Origin of the sequence: Mesorhizobium sp. M0715 (assembly GCF_040320355.1) — a bacterium.
Classification (GTDB): Bacteria; Pseudomonadota; Alphaproteobacteria; order Rhizobiales; family Rhizobiaceae; genus Mesorhizobium.
The window spans coordinates 87,416-100,366 of the sequence record NZ_JAMYPL010000005.1 but is presented as its reverse complement, the minus strand read 5'-3'; the positions used below and the strand labels follow the sequence as shown (position 1 = coordinate 100,366).

The 12,951-nt window shown below is 62.0% G+C and carries 14 protein-coding genes; 9 read left to right on the top strand and 5 right to left on the bottom strand.

The annotated features are described in order from the left end of the window. Window positions 1-7 precede the first annotated feature (7 nt). The 6 genes from NKI21_RS08205 (at window position 8) to NKI21_RS08180 (ending at window position 6,473) form a co-directional block, all read left to right on the top strand. On the top strand, window positions 8-1,072 hold the full coding sequence (locus NKI21_RS08205; protein ID WP_023812177.1) for a SecDF P1 head subdomain-containing protein: 1,065 nt from the start codon (window positions 8-10) through the stop codon (window positions 1,070-1,072). A gap of 125 nt (window positions 1,073-1,197) precedes the next feature. Beyond that, the gene (gene secDF, locus NKI21_RS08200; protein ID WP_128304016.1) at window positions 1,198-3,747 is read left to right on the top strand and encodes a protein translocase subunit SecDF; all 2,550 of its coding nucleotides are present in this window, start codon (window positions 1,198-1,200) and stop codon (window positions 3,745-3,747) included. A gap of 28 nt (window positions 3,748-3,775) precedes the next feature. Then, window positions 3,776-4,168, top strand: coding sequence for an Mth938-like domain-containing protein (locus NKI21_RS08195; RefSeq protein ID WP_352439908.1), 393 nt, complete (start codon window positions 3,776-3,778; stop codon window positions 4,166-4,168). Between the two features lies 1 nt (window position 4,169). After that, window positions 4,170-5,012, top strand: coding sequence for a phytoene/squalene synthase family protein (locus NKI21_RS08190; protein WP_164892931.1), 843 nt, complete (start codon window positions 4,170-4,172; stop codon window positions 5,010-5,012). 136 nt (window positions 5,013-5,148) lie between these two features. Then, entirely contained in the window at window positions 5,149-5,523 is a 375-nt protein-coding gene (locus NKI21_RS08185; protein ID WP_348629836.1) for a hypothetical protein, read from the top strand. After that, window positions 5,523-6,473: a sterol desaturase family protein gene (locus tag NKI21_RS08180; protein WP_352865233.1), complete on the top strand. Its 951-nt coding sequence runs from the start codon at window positions 5,523-5,525 to the stop codon at window positions 6,471-6,473. Before NKI21_RS08185 ends, NKI21_RS08180 begins: the two co-directional genes overlap by 1 nt. A gap of 8 nt (window positions 6,474-6,481) precedes the next feature. Here the strand turns inward: NKI21_RS08180 and NKI21_RS08175 are convergent, their stop codons facing one another. From NKI21_RS08175 to NKI21_RS08155, 5 genes are all read right to left on the bottom strand, one after another. After that, window positions 6,482-6,814: a type II toxin-antitoxin system RelE/ParE family toxin gene (locus tag NKI21_RS08175; protein WP_128304048.1), complete on the bottom strand. Its 333-nt coding sequence runs from the start codon at window positions 6,812-6,814 to the stop codon at window positions 6,482-6,484. After that, window positions 6,798-7,088, bottom strand: coding sequence for a type II toxin-antitoxin system ParD family antitoxin (locus tag NKI21_RS08170; protein ID WP_128304019.1), 291 nt, complete (start codon window positions 7,086-7,088; stop codon window positions 6,798-6,800). The genes NKI21_RS08175 and NKI21_RS08170 overlap by 17 nt, the downstream gene beginning before the upstream one ends. A gap of 73 nt (window positions 7,089-7,161) precedes the next feature. Next, a complete protein-coding gene (trmFO, locus tag NKI21_RS08165) occupies window positions 7,162-8,580 on the bottom strand; it encodes a methylenetetrahydrofolate--tRNA-(uracil(54)-C(5))-methyltransferase (FADH(2)-oxidizing) TrmFO (protein WP_352865230.1) in 1,419 nt (472 codons plus the stop codon). A gap of 555 nt (window positions 8,581-9,135) precedes the next feature. Next, window positions 9,136-9,276 (bottom strand): DUF1127 domain-containing protein, encoded by a 141-nt coding sequence (locus NKI21_RS08160; RefSeq protein WP_013531314.1) that lies wholly within the window; start codon window positions 9,274-9,276, stop codon window positions 9,136-9,138. A 49-nt stretch (window positions 9,277-9,325) separates the two neighbouring features. Beyond that, the gene (locus tag NKI21_RS08155) at window positions 9,326-9,466 is read right to left on the bottom strand and encodes a DUF1127 domain-containing protein (protein WP_013531315.1); all 141 of its coding nucleotides are present in this window, start codon (window positions 9,464-9,466) and stop codon (window positions 9,326-9,328) included. A 235-nt stretch (window positions 9,467-9,701) separates the two neighbouring features. Between NKI21_RS08155 and NKI21_RS08150 the strand changes: the two genes are divergently transcribed. From NKI21_RS08150 to NKI21_RS08140, 3 genes are read left to right on the top strand one after another with little or no spacing between them, the layout of a single operon-like run. Next, a complete protein-coding gene (locus NKI21_RS08150; protein ID WP_352865227.1) occupies window positions 9,702-10,820 on the top strand; it encodes a DUF2157 domain-containing protein in 1,119 nt (372 codons plus the stop codon). After that, window positions 10,817-11,401, top strand: coding sequence for a GDYXXLXY domain-containing protein (locus tag NKI21_RS08145; protein ID WP_352439912.1), 585 nt, complete (start codon window positions 10,817-10,819; stop codon window positions 11,399-11,401). Before NKI21_RS08150 ends, NKI21_RS08145 begins: the two co-directional genes overlap by 4 nt. 26 nt (window positions 11,402-11,427) lie before the next feature. Beyond that, on the top strand, window positions 11,428-12,876 hold the full coding sequence (locus tag NKI21_RS08140; RefSeq protein WP_023812169.1) for an aromatic amino acid lyase: 1,449 nt from the start codon (window positions 11,428-11,430) through the stop codon (window positions 12,874-12,876). Window positions 12,877-12,951 lie beyond the last annotated feature (75 nt).

Genomic DNA, 12,951 nt, shown 5'->3' with positions numbered 1-12,951 from the left:
GATCTGTGTGGCTGCGGTCATTACAGCAGTGCTTGATGTGTCCATCCTTTTCGCGGCAAGTCCGCTCGCGAAGCAGCCTTATTGGGCACCAAAAATCCAGACGGCGATTGGCCTCGATCAAAAGGGCATTTCGCGCTTCGTATTCGGCCTGGATCTGGACGAATTGATCAAAGGCAGGCTGGAGACGACCCAAGACGAAATCCGCTCACTGCTGCGTTCCGCTCACATCGGCTATACCGGTCTGGCTGTATCGGGTCGCGCGGTTCAGGTACACATTTCGGATGCCGCTCAGCTTGTTTTGGCCAAAGTAACGCTAAAGACACTGACCGATCCGTCTGCCGATGATGACGCAGTCCAGGAGCTGGTGCTGGATGAGTCCGGACCAGTCTTGCTCAAATTCGTCATCACGGGCGCCGGCATCAAATACCTAACGTCCGCGGCTTTGAAGCAGTCAGTGGAGGTCATCAAGCATCGCATCCATGACTTCAGGAGGGTTGAATCGGGCATTTCGGAGCCGATCGTGCGGCAGCAAGGCGATGATCGGATTATGGTCCAAGTGTCGGGCCTCAAGGATTCGCATAGGCTAAGTAATATCCTTGTTCGTGCCGCCAAGCTGACTGTCCAGATGATTGATGGATCGATGCCGGTGAAAGACGCGCTTAATGGGCCGCTGCCCAATTCGTCCAGCATGCTTTATTCACACGACGATCCGCCGGTCCCCTACCTGATCGAGAACCGTGTCATCGTTTCGGATGACAACCTGATCAATGCGAAGCCGGCCTACAGCCCGCAAAGTAACAAGCCGATTGTCCTGTTTCGGGTCGATTCAAAAGGAACCGCACGGCTAAGCCGGGAGACCTCGCAGAATGTCGGCAGTTCGTTTGCAGTCGTGCTGGACGGTCGGGTGGTTTCAGTACCGGTAATCCGCGAGCCCATCCTTGACGGCATCGGCCAGATATCGGGCAATTTCACTGTCGAGGACGCTAACGATCTCGCCGTGCTATTACGCAATGGCCGCTTACCCGCACGATTGACAATAGTTGAAGAAAGTCCGATGGCAGCACCAAAGTGACCGCCTTGTGCTCGACAACCACAGATGCGCGGATGAATGGTGAGCCGGTGGCGAACCAGAATGCCAAGAAATAACCGAATTTTAGGCGGAGCGATCCGCGGACACGCTCTGACGGACGACGCCATATGCTGTATTTTTCGCGCTTCAAGATGATCCTGATCTGGGTGGCCGTGGCCATCACGGTGATCCTCGCCGCGCCCAATCTCATCCCCGCAAGCACTTTGGCCAAGCTTCCCGACTGGGTGCCGAAGCGGCAGATGACGCTCGGCCTCGATCTGCAGGGCGGCTCGCACATCCTGCTGGAGATGAATCAGAACGATCTGATCAAGGACCGGTTGGAGACGACGCGCGACGAAATCCGCACGCTGCTGCGTGACGCCAAGATCGGCTACACCGGCCTCGCCGGCACCGGACGTGTCTTGCAGGTCCGTATCACCGATCCCGCCCAGATCGATGCCGCCAAGACGGCGCTGAAGACGCTGACCGATCCGGTCGCTGCCGGCCTGTTCACCGGCGGCTCCATCCAGGAAATGACGCTCGATGATTCCGAGCCCGGCCTGCTCAAGTTCAACGTCACCGACGCCGGCATCAAATATCGCACATCGACGGCGCTGACGCAGTCGATCGAGGTGGTCGAGCGCCGCGTCAACGAACTCGGCACGACCGAACCTATCGTGCAGCGACAGGGCGACGACCGTATCCTTGTCCAGGTGCCGGGTCTTCAGGACCCGCAAAGGCTGAAGGAAATCCTCGGCCAGACCGCCAAGCTGACCTTCCAGATGGTCGACCAGTCGATGCCGGTGCAGGATGCCCTCAACGGCCGTCCGCCAGCCGGCTCGTCGGTGCTGTACTCGCAGGACGATCCGCCGGTTCCGTATCTGATCGAAAATCGCGTCATCGTCTCGGGCGAAAACCTCGTTGACGCACAGGCGACATACAATTCGCAGAACAACGAGCCGGTGGTGTCGTTCCGCTTTGATTCGAAAGGGGCGGCGCGCTTCGGCCAGGCCACTGCGCAGAATGTCGGCAAGCTGTTCGCCATCATCCTCGACAACCAGGTGATTTCGGCGCCGCAGATCCGCGAGCCGATCCTCGGCGGCACCGGCCAGATATCCGGCAACTTCACCGCCCAGAGCGCCAACGACCTTGCGGTGCTGCTGCGCGCCGGTGCGTTGCCCGCAACGCTTACGGTCATCGAAGAACGCACGGTGGGTCCGGGCCTTGGCCAGGATTCGATCCATGCCGGCAAGGTCGCCGGCATCATCGGTTCTATCCTCGTCGTCGCCTTCATGTTCGTCGCCTACGGCTTCCTCGGCTTCCTGGCCAACATCGCGCTGGCGGTGCACGTGGCGATGATCGTCGGCGTGCTCTCGTTGCTTGGCGCGACGCTGACCTTGCCTGGTATCGCCGGTATCGTGCTGACCATCGGCATGGCGGTCGATTCCAACGTGCTGATCTACGAACGAATCCGCGAGGAGCGACGCGCCGGCCGCTCCGTGATCCAGGCGATCGATACCGGTTTCACCAAGGCGCTGGCGACCATCGTCGATTCCAACATCACTTCGCTGATCGCCACCGTGGTGCTGTTCTATCTCGGTACCGGGCCGGTGAAGGGCTTTGCCATCACTTATGCCATCGGCATCCTGACGACCGTGTTCACCGCTTTCACCTTCACCCGGCTGCTGGTCTCGATCTGGCTGCGCCGGGCTCGCCCGAAGGAACTGCCGCGCGCGCCGGTGACCTTCGTTCCGCCCGGCACGAAAATTCCGTTCATGGGCATCCGTCGCTGGACGTTCACGCTGTCAAGCGCACTGTCGATCCTCTCGGTGGTGATGTTCATGACCGTCGGCATCAATTACGGCATCGATTTCAAGGGCGGTTCGCTGATCGAGGTACAGGCCAAGAGCGGCAATGCCGACCTCGCCGACCTCCGCTCGCGCCTGACCGAGCTCAACATCGGCGAAGTCCAGGTCCAGCAGTTCGGTACGCCCAACGACGTGTTGATCCGCGTCGGCACGCAGGATGGCGGCGAGAATGCCGAGCAGACCGTCATCGACAAGGTGCGCGGCGAACTGCAGGACAATTATGACTTCCGCCGCGTGGAAGTGGTGGGACCGACAGTCTCCGGAGAACTCGCCAAGCAAGGCACCATCGCCATGCTGATCGCGCTGCTCGGCATCCTGGTCTATGTCTGGTTCCGCTTCGAATGGCAGTTCGCGGTCGGCGCCATCGTGGCGACGGTGCACGATGTGGTCATGACACTTGGCTTCTTCGTCATCACCGGGCTGGAGTTCAACCAGTCGTCACTGGCGGCGATCCTGACCATCATCGGCTATTCGCTGAATGACACGATCGTGGTCTATGACCGTGTTCGCGAGGATCTGCGAAAATACAAGCGGATGCCGCTGCCGCAACTGTTGAACAACGCCATCAACGAGACTCTGTCGAGGACGACACTGACATCGGTGACGACGATCCTGGCGCTGCTGGCGCTGGTGCTGTTCGGCGGCGAGGTGATCCGCTCGTTCACCATGGCCATGCTGTTCGGCGTCGTCTTCGGCACCTATTCCTCGATCTTTATCGCCGCACCGCTGCTGATCCTGTTCAAGTTGCGGCCGCAGGCAACTGCCGACGAGGAGAAGCCGGTCAATGGCGGCAAGGCGGTCGCGACCTGACGCGCCGCCCCGAAGGGATGACAGAACGATGACCAGCAAAGGCATCGTCATCCGCGAGGCGCATTTTCCGGGCCGCGCGCCGATCGAAGCCTACGGCAATGGCGGGTTCCGCTTTGCCGACATGTCGCACCGTGGTTCGCTCATGTGCCTGCCATCCGGCATCCATGGTTGGGAACCGGCTGATCCCCTGGCGCTGACGGTGGCGGATTTCGACAGGCTGCTGGCTGAGGCCGACAAGGTCGAAATCCTGCTGGTCGGCATGGGCAGGGATCTCAGGCCATTGCCCGCCGCATTGCTGGCCGCGCTGAAGGCCGCCGGCATTGCATCCGACCCGATGTCGACGGGGGCCGCGGTGCGGACCTACAATGTCCTTCTGGCGGAAGAGCGCGCGGTGGCCGCAGCGCTCATTGCCGTCGATTGACATGTCTCGAAGCGCTGAAATCGTCATGGACGCGGTGCGCGCCACCGACCATGACCGCTATCTGACCGCGCTCTATGCAACGGCGGACAAGCGCGACGCGCTGTTTTCGCTCTATGCCTTCAATGCCGAGATCGCAGGCATTCGCGATCGCATCCATGAAGCGCTGCCGGGCGAAGTGCGGCTGCAGTGGTGGCGCGATGTCATTGCCGCCGGCGGCGAGGCCGGCGCCGGCCATCCCGTTGCCGAAGCCTTGAACGCCACGATAGCGACGTTCGGCCTTCCGGAGCCGGCCTTCGAGAACATGCTCGATGCGCGCATCTTCGACCTCTACGACGACCCGATGCCGTCGCGCACCGATCTGGAAGGCTATTGCGGCGAGACGGCCGCAGCACTCATCCAGCTTGCGGCGATGGTGCTCGATCCCGTCGAGGCGCCGCGCTTTGCCGATCTGGCGGGCAGGGCAGGCTGTGCGCAGGCGATGACCGGCCTGCTGCTGCTGTTGCCGCTGCATCGCCGGCGCGGACAGTGTTTTGTCCCGGCCGATATCCTTGCAGCGGCCGGCTCTTCGCCGCAGGAGTTCGTTGCCGGTGATGGCGGACCCGGCGCCAAACGCGCGGTGGCGGCGATGATGGCGCTGGCACGGGAACATCTTTCCGCCTTCGAGCGAGGCGCTCCGGCTCTGCCTGTATCGCTGCGTCCGGCATTCCTGCCGCTCGCCCTGTCACGTGCCTATCTCGGCAAGATGGAGAATGGTTCGCCGCTCGAAGGCGTGGCGCGGCTGTCGGCCTTGCGCCGGCATTGGCTGCTGCTGCGTCGCGCGAGCAAGGGCTGGCCTGCGCTTTGACGTAAACGTCAATCATGTTAAGACGTCCCCGCGCCAAACTGTTGCTGAAGACAACAGGCCGGCCCGGAGGAGATGAATGAGCTTACCCATATTGGTAGCGATCGTTACCTTCGGCATCGCGCTGTCGGTTGCGGCGGTGCATTTCACCGGCGGCAGCAAGACGGCGACGCTCAGCAGTGTCGATCGCGCAGTGAGCCGATTCACTGAGGATTTTCCCGACGAGATCGCGACGGTGGTCCGCCTGACAGCGGATGCCAAGACGGCGTTTCTGGATATCGGGCGAGGGCGCATCGGCATCGTTCACAGCATCGGCGATCGCTTTTTGACCCGCATCGTCTCGCCTCAGAATGTCGCGGTTTTGAACGCCGGAGATGCGAACACGGTTTCGCTGCGGCTCGCCGATTTCACCTGGAAGGGCGGCCGCTTCCGCTTTGCCAGCTCAACGGATGCACAGGGCGTGCTGAAAGCGCTTGAGCCGCAAGGTTCAAATTCCACTGGGCAGGCCGCGTGATGGACAGCTACAATTTCCCGCAAGTCACCCAACTGGCCATCCCGTTCTTCGTGGTCGCGATCCTGATCGAGCTTTGGTTGGTGCGCACCGGCCGCGCCAGGGATTCGTTCGAGACGCGCGACACCTTGACCAGCCTGATGATGGGCACCGGCAATGTCGTTGCCGGGCTGCTGCTTGGCGTCGTGTCCTACTGGGCACTGCTGTGGCTGTGGCAATTCCGCGTCTTCAATCTCGGCCTGTCGGTCTGGGTGTTCCTGGCCGCCTTCCTGCTCGATGATCTGCGCTACTACGTCTATCATCGCATCGCGCACCGGGTGCGCTGGGTGTGGGCCGAACACGTAAACCACCATTCCAGCCAGCACTACAATCTGTCGACGGCGCTCAGGCAAAGCTGGACCGGTCTGTTCACCTTCATGTTCATTTTGCAGGCGCCGCTGGTGCTGCTCGGCTTCCACCCGGCGGTGATTGCCTTCACCTTCGGCTTCAACCTTGTCTGGCAGTTCTGGATCAACACCGAGACGATCGGCAAGATGTGGAGCTGGTTCGAGTTCGTCTTCAACACGCCGTCACACCACCGCGTCCATCACGCCACCAATCCGCGCTACCTCGACGCCAACTATGCCGGCACGCTGATCATCTGGGATCGCGTGTTCGGCACCTTCGTCGGAGAACTGGAAGAAGACCGGCCGCGCTACGGCATCGTCAGGAATCTCGGCACCTTCAATCCGCTGAAAGTGGCGTTCCATGAATGGATCGGCATGTTCAGGGATGCCTTTGCGCCCGGTCTGACGTTGAGCGACCGCCTGAACTATCTGATCAAGCCGCCGGGCTGGAGCCATGACGGCTCGCGCGAAACTTCCGAGACATTGAAAGCTGCCTATGTCAGGCGAAATCCTGATGAGGCGGGCAAGCCAGGGTTGCCGGCGGCTGGTGTCGAGCCAGCCGAATAACCATCGCCTCAGGATGGTTCGCTCGACCCGCCCTCGCGCATCAGCGTTTCATAGTCGCGACCGCCATGGAAGATGTTGACGATGCGGACGAAGTTATCGTCGATGATGTAAGCGATGACTGCAGAGTGCTCGAACGGAACTGTTCGCAATCCTGGCAGGATGTCGTCGCGGGAACGACCGCCGCGAGGCGCGTTGCCGATGCTCTGGCACCGGTCTTCGATGCGCAGAACGAACTTCAGCGCGACGTCAGGACTTCCATTGGCTTCGACTATATGTCTGAAAATGTTGGCCAGATCATTTCTGGCATCTTCACGATACTCGACCTCAAGCCGCCGAATCATCGGCACGGCTCGAATACTGGGCGAAGAGTCCCCGGAGGTGAGTGCGAACCTCTTCTCCCGAATGGCCCGGCCTTGTATCCTCGATCGACGCCTTCACCCGGGCTCTGATCGACGCCATGCGCTCGGCATGCTCTTCCTCTTCGCGCTGGAAGGCGCGAAGGGCTGCACGGATGACTTCGCTGGCCGATCCGAAGGAGCCGTCTTCGACCTTTTCGCGGATCATGCGCGCCATTGCGGGCGTGACGGTGACCGATAGTTTCTCGGCGGATTCCATGGCTGTCTCTCTTAGGCAAGAAGTGAGATAGTATCCTACTTGACGCCTATGGTCCAATCAGAGAGGAAGCTGGCTACTCTGCAGCTTCGGCCGTTTCCGTTTGCGCCGCCAATCCCAGCCATTGCCGGCAATCGGCGCGTGCGCGCGAGGTGATGGCGTGGCGCTTGGCGACGGTCTTGTCCTTGCCGCGCATGCGCTTGCCCTCGGTCTTCGGCGCTTCCACAGGCGGGAACAGGCCGAAATTGACATTCATCGGCTGGAAGGAGCGCTTTCCCGGCTCGTCATCCGAAACGATGTGGCCGCCTGTGATGTGGTTGAGCAGCGCGCCGAAGGCCGTGGTCAGCGGCGGCAGCGACGGCGCATGGCCGAGCCTTTCCGCGGCGGCGAAACGGCCGGCGAGCAGGCCGGTCGCGGCACTCTCGACATAGCCCTCGCAGCCGGTGATCTGGCCGGCAAAACGCAGGCCGGGGCGCGACTTCAGCTGCAGCGAAGCGTCGAGCAAGGTCGGCGAGTTGATGTAGGTGTTGCGGTGCAGGCCGCCGAGGCGGGCGAAATCGGCGTTTTCGAGACCCGGTATGGTGCGGAACACGCGCACCTGCTCGGCGTGCTTCAGCTTGGTCTGGAAGCCGACCATGTTATAGAGCGTGCCCAGCGCATTGTCCTGCCGCAGCTGGACGACGGCATAGGCCTTCACCGTCGGATTGTGTGCATTGGTCAGCCCCATCGGCTTCATCGGGCCGTAACGGAGCGTCTCGACGCCGCGTTCGGCCATGATCTCAATCGGCAGGCAGCCGTCGAAATAGGGCGTGCCTTCCCATTGCTTGAATTCGGTTTTCTGGCCGTCGACCAGCGCCTGAACGAAGGCAAGGTACTGGTCCTTGTCCATCGGGCAGTTGATGTAGTCCTTACCGGTGCCGCCGGGCCCGACCTTGTCGTAGCGCGACTGGAACCAGCAAATGTCCATGTCGATCGTGTCGAAGTGGACGATCGGCGCGATGGCGTCGAAGAAGGCTAGCGCATCGGCGCCGGTCGCTTCCGCGATCGACTGGGCAAGTGAGGGCGCGGTCAATGGACCCGTGGCGATGATCGCCTGGTCCCAATCCGCCGGCGGCAGGCCCGGCACTTCCTCGCGCTGGATTGATATCAGCGGGTGCGCTTCAAGCCTTTTCGTCACCGCGTCGGCAAATCCGTCGCGGTCGACGGCGAGCGCGCCGCCAGCAGGCACCTGGTTGGCGTCGCCGGCGCTCATGATCAGCGAGCCGGCCAGCCGCATTTCGGCATGCAACAGGCCGACGGCATTGTTGTCGGCGTCGTCGGAGCGGAAGGAGTTCGAACAGACCAGCTCGGCCAGGCTGTCGGTCTTGTGCGCATCGGTGCCGCGAACGGGCCGCATTTCATGCAGGATGACGGGCACGCCGGCCTCGGCTGCCTGCCATGCGGCTTCGGAACCGGCGAGGCCGCCGCCGATGATGTGGATTGGGTTTTTGCTCATGAACGCCGGAATAATCGCTTGGTGCGGCGATTGCAATTGCCGTGCGCGGTGCGGAGCAAACAGCTGCTGATCGGAGCGCCCCTGAAAACAACAACACCCGCCGGGGGAGGAGGTCCGGCGGGTGTCGTTTTTGGGGTCGACCCTCGGGAGGAGGTGAAGGCCGACCATATTCGTCATCGCCGGGGAGGAGGTCGGCTTTGACGAAAACTCTTTCGCTAATTTTGAAAGGGGCGAAACCCTTCTGGGGCCGGGAAACAGCGCCCGCCGCGGGAGGAGGTGCGGCGGGCGCCGTTTTGGTGGCCAACCTTCGGGAGGAGGTGAAGGTCGGACCTATTCGTCATTGCCGGGGAGGAGGTCGGCTTTGACGAAATCTCTTTCGCTAATTTTGAAAGGGGCGAAACCCTTCTGGGCAAATTTGATTTGCCCCGGGGAAACAGCGCCCGCCGCGGGAGGAGGTGCGGCGGGCGCCGTTTTTGTGGTCAACCCTTGGGAGGAGGTAAGGGGTGACCGTATTCGTCAAGGTCGGGGAGGAGGTCGACCCTGCCGAAATTCTGTCTAGATCGCCTGGCGGGCGATGATCTTGATTTCGTCGCGGACGATACCGAGATCATGCAGCTGGCGGTTGGAAAGGCGACCCAGCTCGGTAACCGTCTCGCGATAAACGCGCCAGTTACGATAGTTGCGGATCAGGTTCATTGTCGTTCTCTTTTTCAAAACTGGTTCGGACCATTCGCGGTCCGAAGAATTAGACCGCCTTGCGAGCGACGTAAGGAATGTCGCTGCGGCTGATGCCGAGGTCGGTCAGTTCACGGTTGCTCAGGCGGCTCAGCTCGGACACGGTGTCCCTGTAGCGGCGCCAGTTGCGGTAGTTGCGGATCAGGTTCATGGTAGTTCTCGTTTCGTCTTTCTTGCGGATCATTCCGTTTGTGTACGAACTATAAATAGGCGGAACCATATCGATTTAAAAGCGCTATGGCTGCATGGCAGCAATGCAAATTGTGCAATGCAGCATTAACGGCGTTCACGGACCTGACACAAAGAAACCCGAATCGGAAAATGCCGCCGCGTCAACGATTTGACCGGATCGGCTGAAAAAAGACCAAACGTGGGGGAGACACAGCATGGCGAGCTATTCGTCGCGGGTCAGGGCGGATATCGCGCGCTGGCTGCAGGCCGGGCTGATCGACGCCGCCACAGCCGATTCGCTTTCGTGCAATGTCGAGGCCAACGCGCGCGAGTCGCTTAGCTTCGGCTCTATCCTGGCAATGATGGCCGCCTTGCTGTTCGGCGCCGCCATCCTGATTTTCGTCGCCGCCAACTGGGACGCGATCCCGCGCCTGGCACGCGTGGCGGCACTGTTTGCCGTCATCCTCGGCGGCTATGTCGGCGGCGCGGTGCTGAAGACCCGCGACCATCCGGCGCTCGGCGAAGCGCTCTGGATCGTGGCGGCCGCGGCTTTCGGCGGCTCGATCGCGCTGATCGGCCAGATGTATCATCTCTCGGGCGACGAGGCGTCTGCTCTGGTCACCTGGGGCGCCGGCACGGCGCTGGCGGCGGTTGCGCTGCGTTCGAATCCGCTGACGGTCGCTTCGGTCGGCATCGCCGATGCCTGGCTGTTCCTCAAAGGCTTCGACTACTACAGCCGCAGCGAATTTCCGCATGCCTTCGTGATCATGGCGATCGTGCTGTTTGCCGTATCGTTCTGGACCCGCAGCCAGGCGGCGCGCCACCTGATCATCCTGTCGGTTCTGTTCTATCTTGTGCTGCTCGTCACCAACCACGACACGCTGCAGGTGGCTATCCCGCTGGTCGTCGTCTCGGCGCTGCTGTTCGCGGCCTCGGTCTTCGCGCCGGATCCGGTCGACCGGGTCGTGCAGCTCGGCGGCCGCTTGCCCTTGCACGCACTGCTCGGCTTCCTCACCGGCCTCGCAATGATCCAGTTCGAACTCGCCGACGAGAGCACCTACAACAGCGGTTTTGCCCTCGCTTCGGTGATCGCGCTTGCCGGCATTGTCGGGGCAATCGTGCTGGCGGGACGGGAGAGCCGTGGGCTGCGCTGGTTTGCCTATCTTGGCTTCGCCTTCGAACTCGCCATCATCTATGTGGTGACCTTGCAATCGATGCTCGATACAGCCGGCTTCTTCCTGGCCGCCGCAGTGCTGCTCGGCATCCTTGCGATCGTCATCATCCGCGTGGAAAAGCGTATGAAAGGTCCAGATGCCAAAGGAGCCACGGCATGATCACCGGGAAAAGGCTTGTCATCTCGGCACTGCTGCTGGCGCTCGTCCAGATCGGCTTCCTGAGCTGGATCATCGCCGGCCGCGCGGCGATCCTGCGCAACGGCAAAGAGGTGCTTCTGAAGATCGAGCCCGTCGATCCGCGCGACCTCCTGCGCGGCGATTATATTATCCTGGGCTACGATATTTCGCGCATACCGGTGAAAATGATCGCCAACATTCCGCCCGACAAGTTTTCCAGCGACGACACCTCGATTGTCGTGCGCCTGAAGAAGGGCTCCGACGGCTATTGGCAGCCGACGACAGCCTGGTTCGGCAAGGCGCCGAAGCCGGCCGCTGCGGACGAGGCCGATATTTTAGGCCACATCGCCGAGGGCTGGGATCTTCGCGGCGAAGGGATGACCATCGCGCCGGACTATGGCATCGAACGCTTCTATCTGCCGGAAGGCGAGGGGATGGCGATCCAGAACGACATGCGGGTGCGGCCATTCGGCATCCGTCTTGCGCTCGCCGGCGACGGCACCGCGCAGATCAAGGCGCTGGTGGACGGCGACAAGACGCTGTTCGAGGAACCACTCTACTAAGTCCCTTATTTGCAGTGGTGTGAAACATGCCAGTTAGCCTGTCGACGCGTGAGGACATCAACCTCGACACTGTTTTCCGCGTCGCCTGGAAGAAGGACACGGTGGACATCGACGAGAAGGCCTTGCAGCGCATCGCCGAATGCCGCGCCTCGTTTCTCAGGCTGATTGAATCCGATCCGCCACCGGTCATCTATGGCGTCACCACCGCCATGGGAGAGCTGGCGAGCCGCAAGCTCGAACTCGACGAGCGGGATCGCCATGCGCGCATCAAGGCGTTTGCCGCCGCCACCTCGTTCGGCGATCCCTTGCCGGATCGCGTGGTCAGGGCGATCGTGCTTGCCCGCCTGACGAACTTCATCGAGGGCAACGCCGCCACCTCGCCACGCATCGCGCTTGCCGTGGCCGCAATGCTCAATGGTGGGCCGATGCCAACAGTGCCGGCCTCGGGCCAGGGCGGCGCCGGCGAAATCCTGGCGCTCTATCCGCTGTTTGCCGAGCTTTCGACGCGCTTCGATCTCGAGGTCAAGGAACGCGGCTCGCTGATCAACGGCTCGCCCTGCGCTGCAGCCCTCGTAGCGGACGCGGCGCTCGCGGCGCGCCGCCGGATCCGCATGGCGCAAAAAGTGTTCGCGCTGTCGATCGAGGCGTTTCGCGCCCCACTCGAACACTATGACGCCGCCCTCGATACGCTCTGGGGTGATGAGCATGAGGCCGCGGCCCTGCAGGGTTTGCGGGAATTTCTGGTTGGCGCCGGCGATGGGCGACGCAATTATCAGGCGCCGGTCAGCTACCGCATCGTGCCGCGCGTCCTCGGCCAGGCGCATCGTGCGCTGTCGTCGGCCGAGCGGGCAGCCAATGTGTCGCTGGCCTCTATATCGGACAATCCGGTCTATATCCCGCCCGAAGATGCACATCCGCTCGGCCGCTGCATCTCGACCGGCGGCTATCACAACGCCATGGCGACGCCGGCGCTGGATGATCTGGCGGCGATATGGGCCGACATCTGCCTGCTTTGTGATCGCCACGCCTCCAAGCTGCTCAACGGCAAGGTGTCGCTGCTGCCCGATCTTCTGATGACCGGACGACACTCGGCCGACAGCGATGGCCACGGCAATGTCGGCTACGTGCCGATGGCGATCACCGGCTATCTCGAGCAGGCCAAGCTGGCGGCGCAACGTACCTTCATTCCGGGCACGGAATCGGCCGGTGCGGGGCAGGACGACGTCGCCACGACGGCATTCTTCGCATGGACCAAGGAAGCGACCGCCGGCCGCTGCGTCGATGCCGCCATGGCGATGCTGGCGATGATCGCCTCGCAGGCGCTGCACGTCACCGAACGGACGCCGCCGCCGGCACTGCGCTCCTTCGTCGATCAAATCAGAGCTATCGTGCCGCCTGTCGGTGCCGATCGTGTGCTGGGGCCTGAGCTTGCCAGGCTGGCGGAATGGTTCACACAGAAAGTGTTCGAGGCGTAGAGATGCCAACAAGCCCTGGCTGGTGAAATTGGTGCGCCTGAACGGATGAAATTCGAACCGGTCCTCCTTGGCCAA

Coding starts and splice junctions, on each gene's coding strand:
- NKI21_RS08160 (WP_013531314.1), bottom strand. CDS start 9,276: ATGAACCTGATCCGCAACTATCGTAACTGGCGCGTTTATCGCGAGACG.
- NKI21_RS08170 (WP_128304019.1), bottom strand. CDS start 7,088: ATGGAATCCGCCGAGAAACTATCGGTCACCGTCACGCCCGCAATGGCG.
- secDF (WP_128304016.1), top strand. CDS start 1,198: ATGCTGTATTTTTCGCGCTTCAAGATGATCCTGATCTGGGTGGCCGTG.
- NKI21_RS08155 (WP_013531315.1), bottom strand. CDS start 9,466: ATGAACCTGATCCGCAACTACCGCAACTGGCGCCGCTACAGGGACACC.
- NKI21_RS08190 (WP_164892931.1), top strand. CDS start 4,170: ATGTCTCGAAGCGCTGAAATCGTCATGGACGCGGTGCGCGCCACCGAC.
- NKI21_RS08145 (WP_352439912.1), top strand. CDS start 10,817: ATGATCACCGGGAAAAGGCTTGTCATCTCGGCACTGCTGCTGGCGCTC.
- NKI21_RS08140 (WP_023812169.1), top strand. CDS start 11,428: ATGCCAGTTAGCCTGTCGACGCGTGAGGACATCAACCTCGACACTGTT.
- NKI21_RS08195 (WP_352439908.1), top strand. CDS start 3,776: ATGACCAGCAAAGGCATCGTCATCCGCGAGGCGCATTTTCCGGGCCGC.
- trmFO (WP_352865230.1), bottom strand. CDS start 8,580: ATGAGCAAAAACCCAATCCACATCATCGGCGGCGGCCTCGCCGGTTCC.
- NKI21_RS08150 (WP_352865227.1), top strand. CDS start 9,702: ATGGCGAGCTATTCGTCGCGGGTCAGGGCGGATATCGCGCGCTGGCTG.
- NKI21_RS08175 (WP_128304048.1), bottom strand. CDS start 6,814: ATGATTCGGCGGCTTGAGGTCGAGTATCGTGAAGATGCCAGAAATGAT.
- NKI21_RS08180 (WP_352865233.1), top strand. CDS start 5,523: ATGGACAGCTACAATTTCCCGCAAGTCACCCAACTGGCCATCCCGTTC.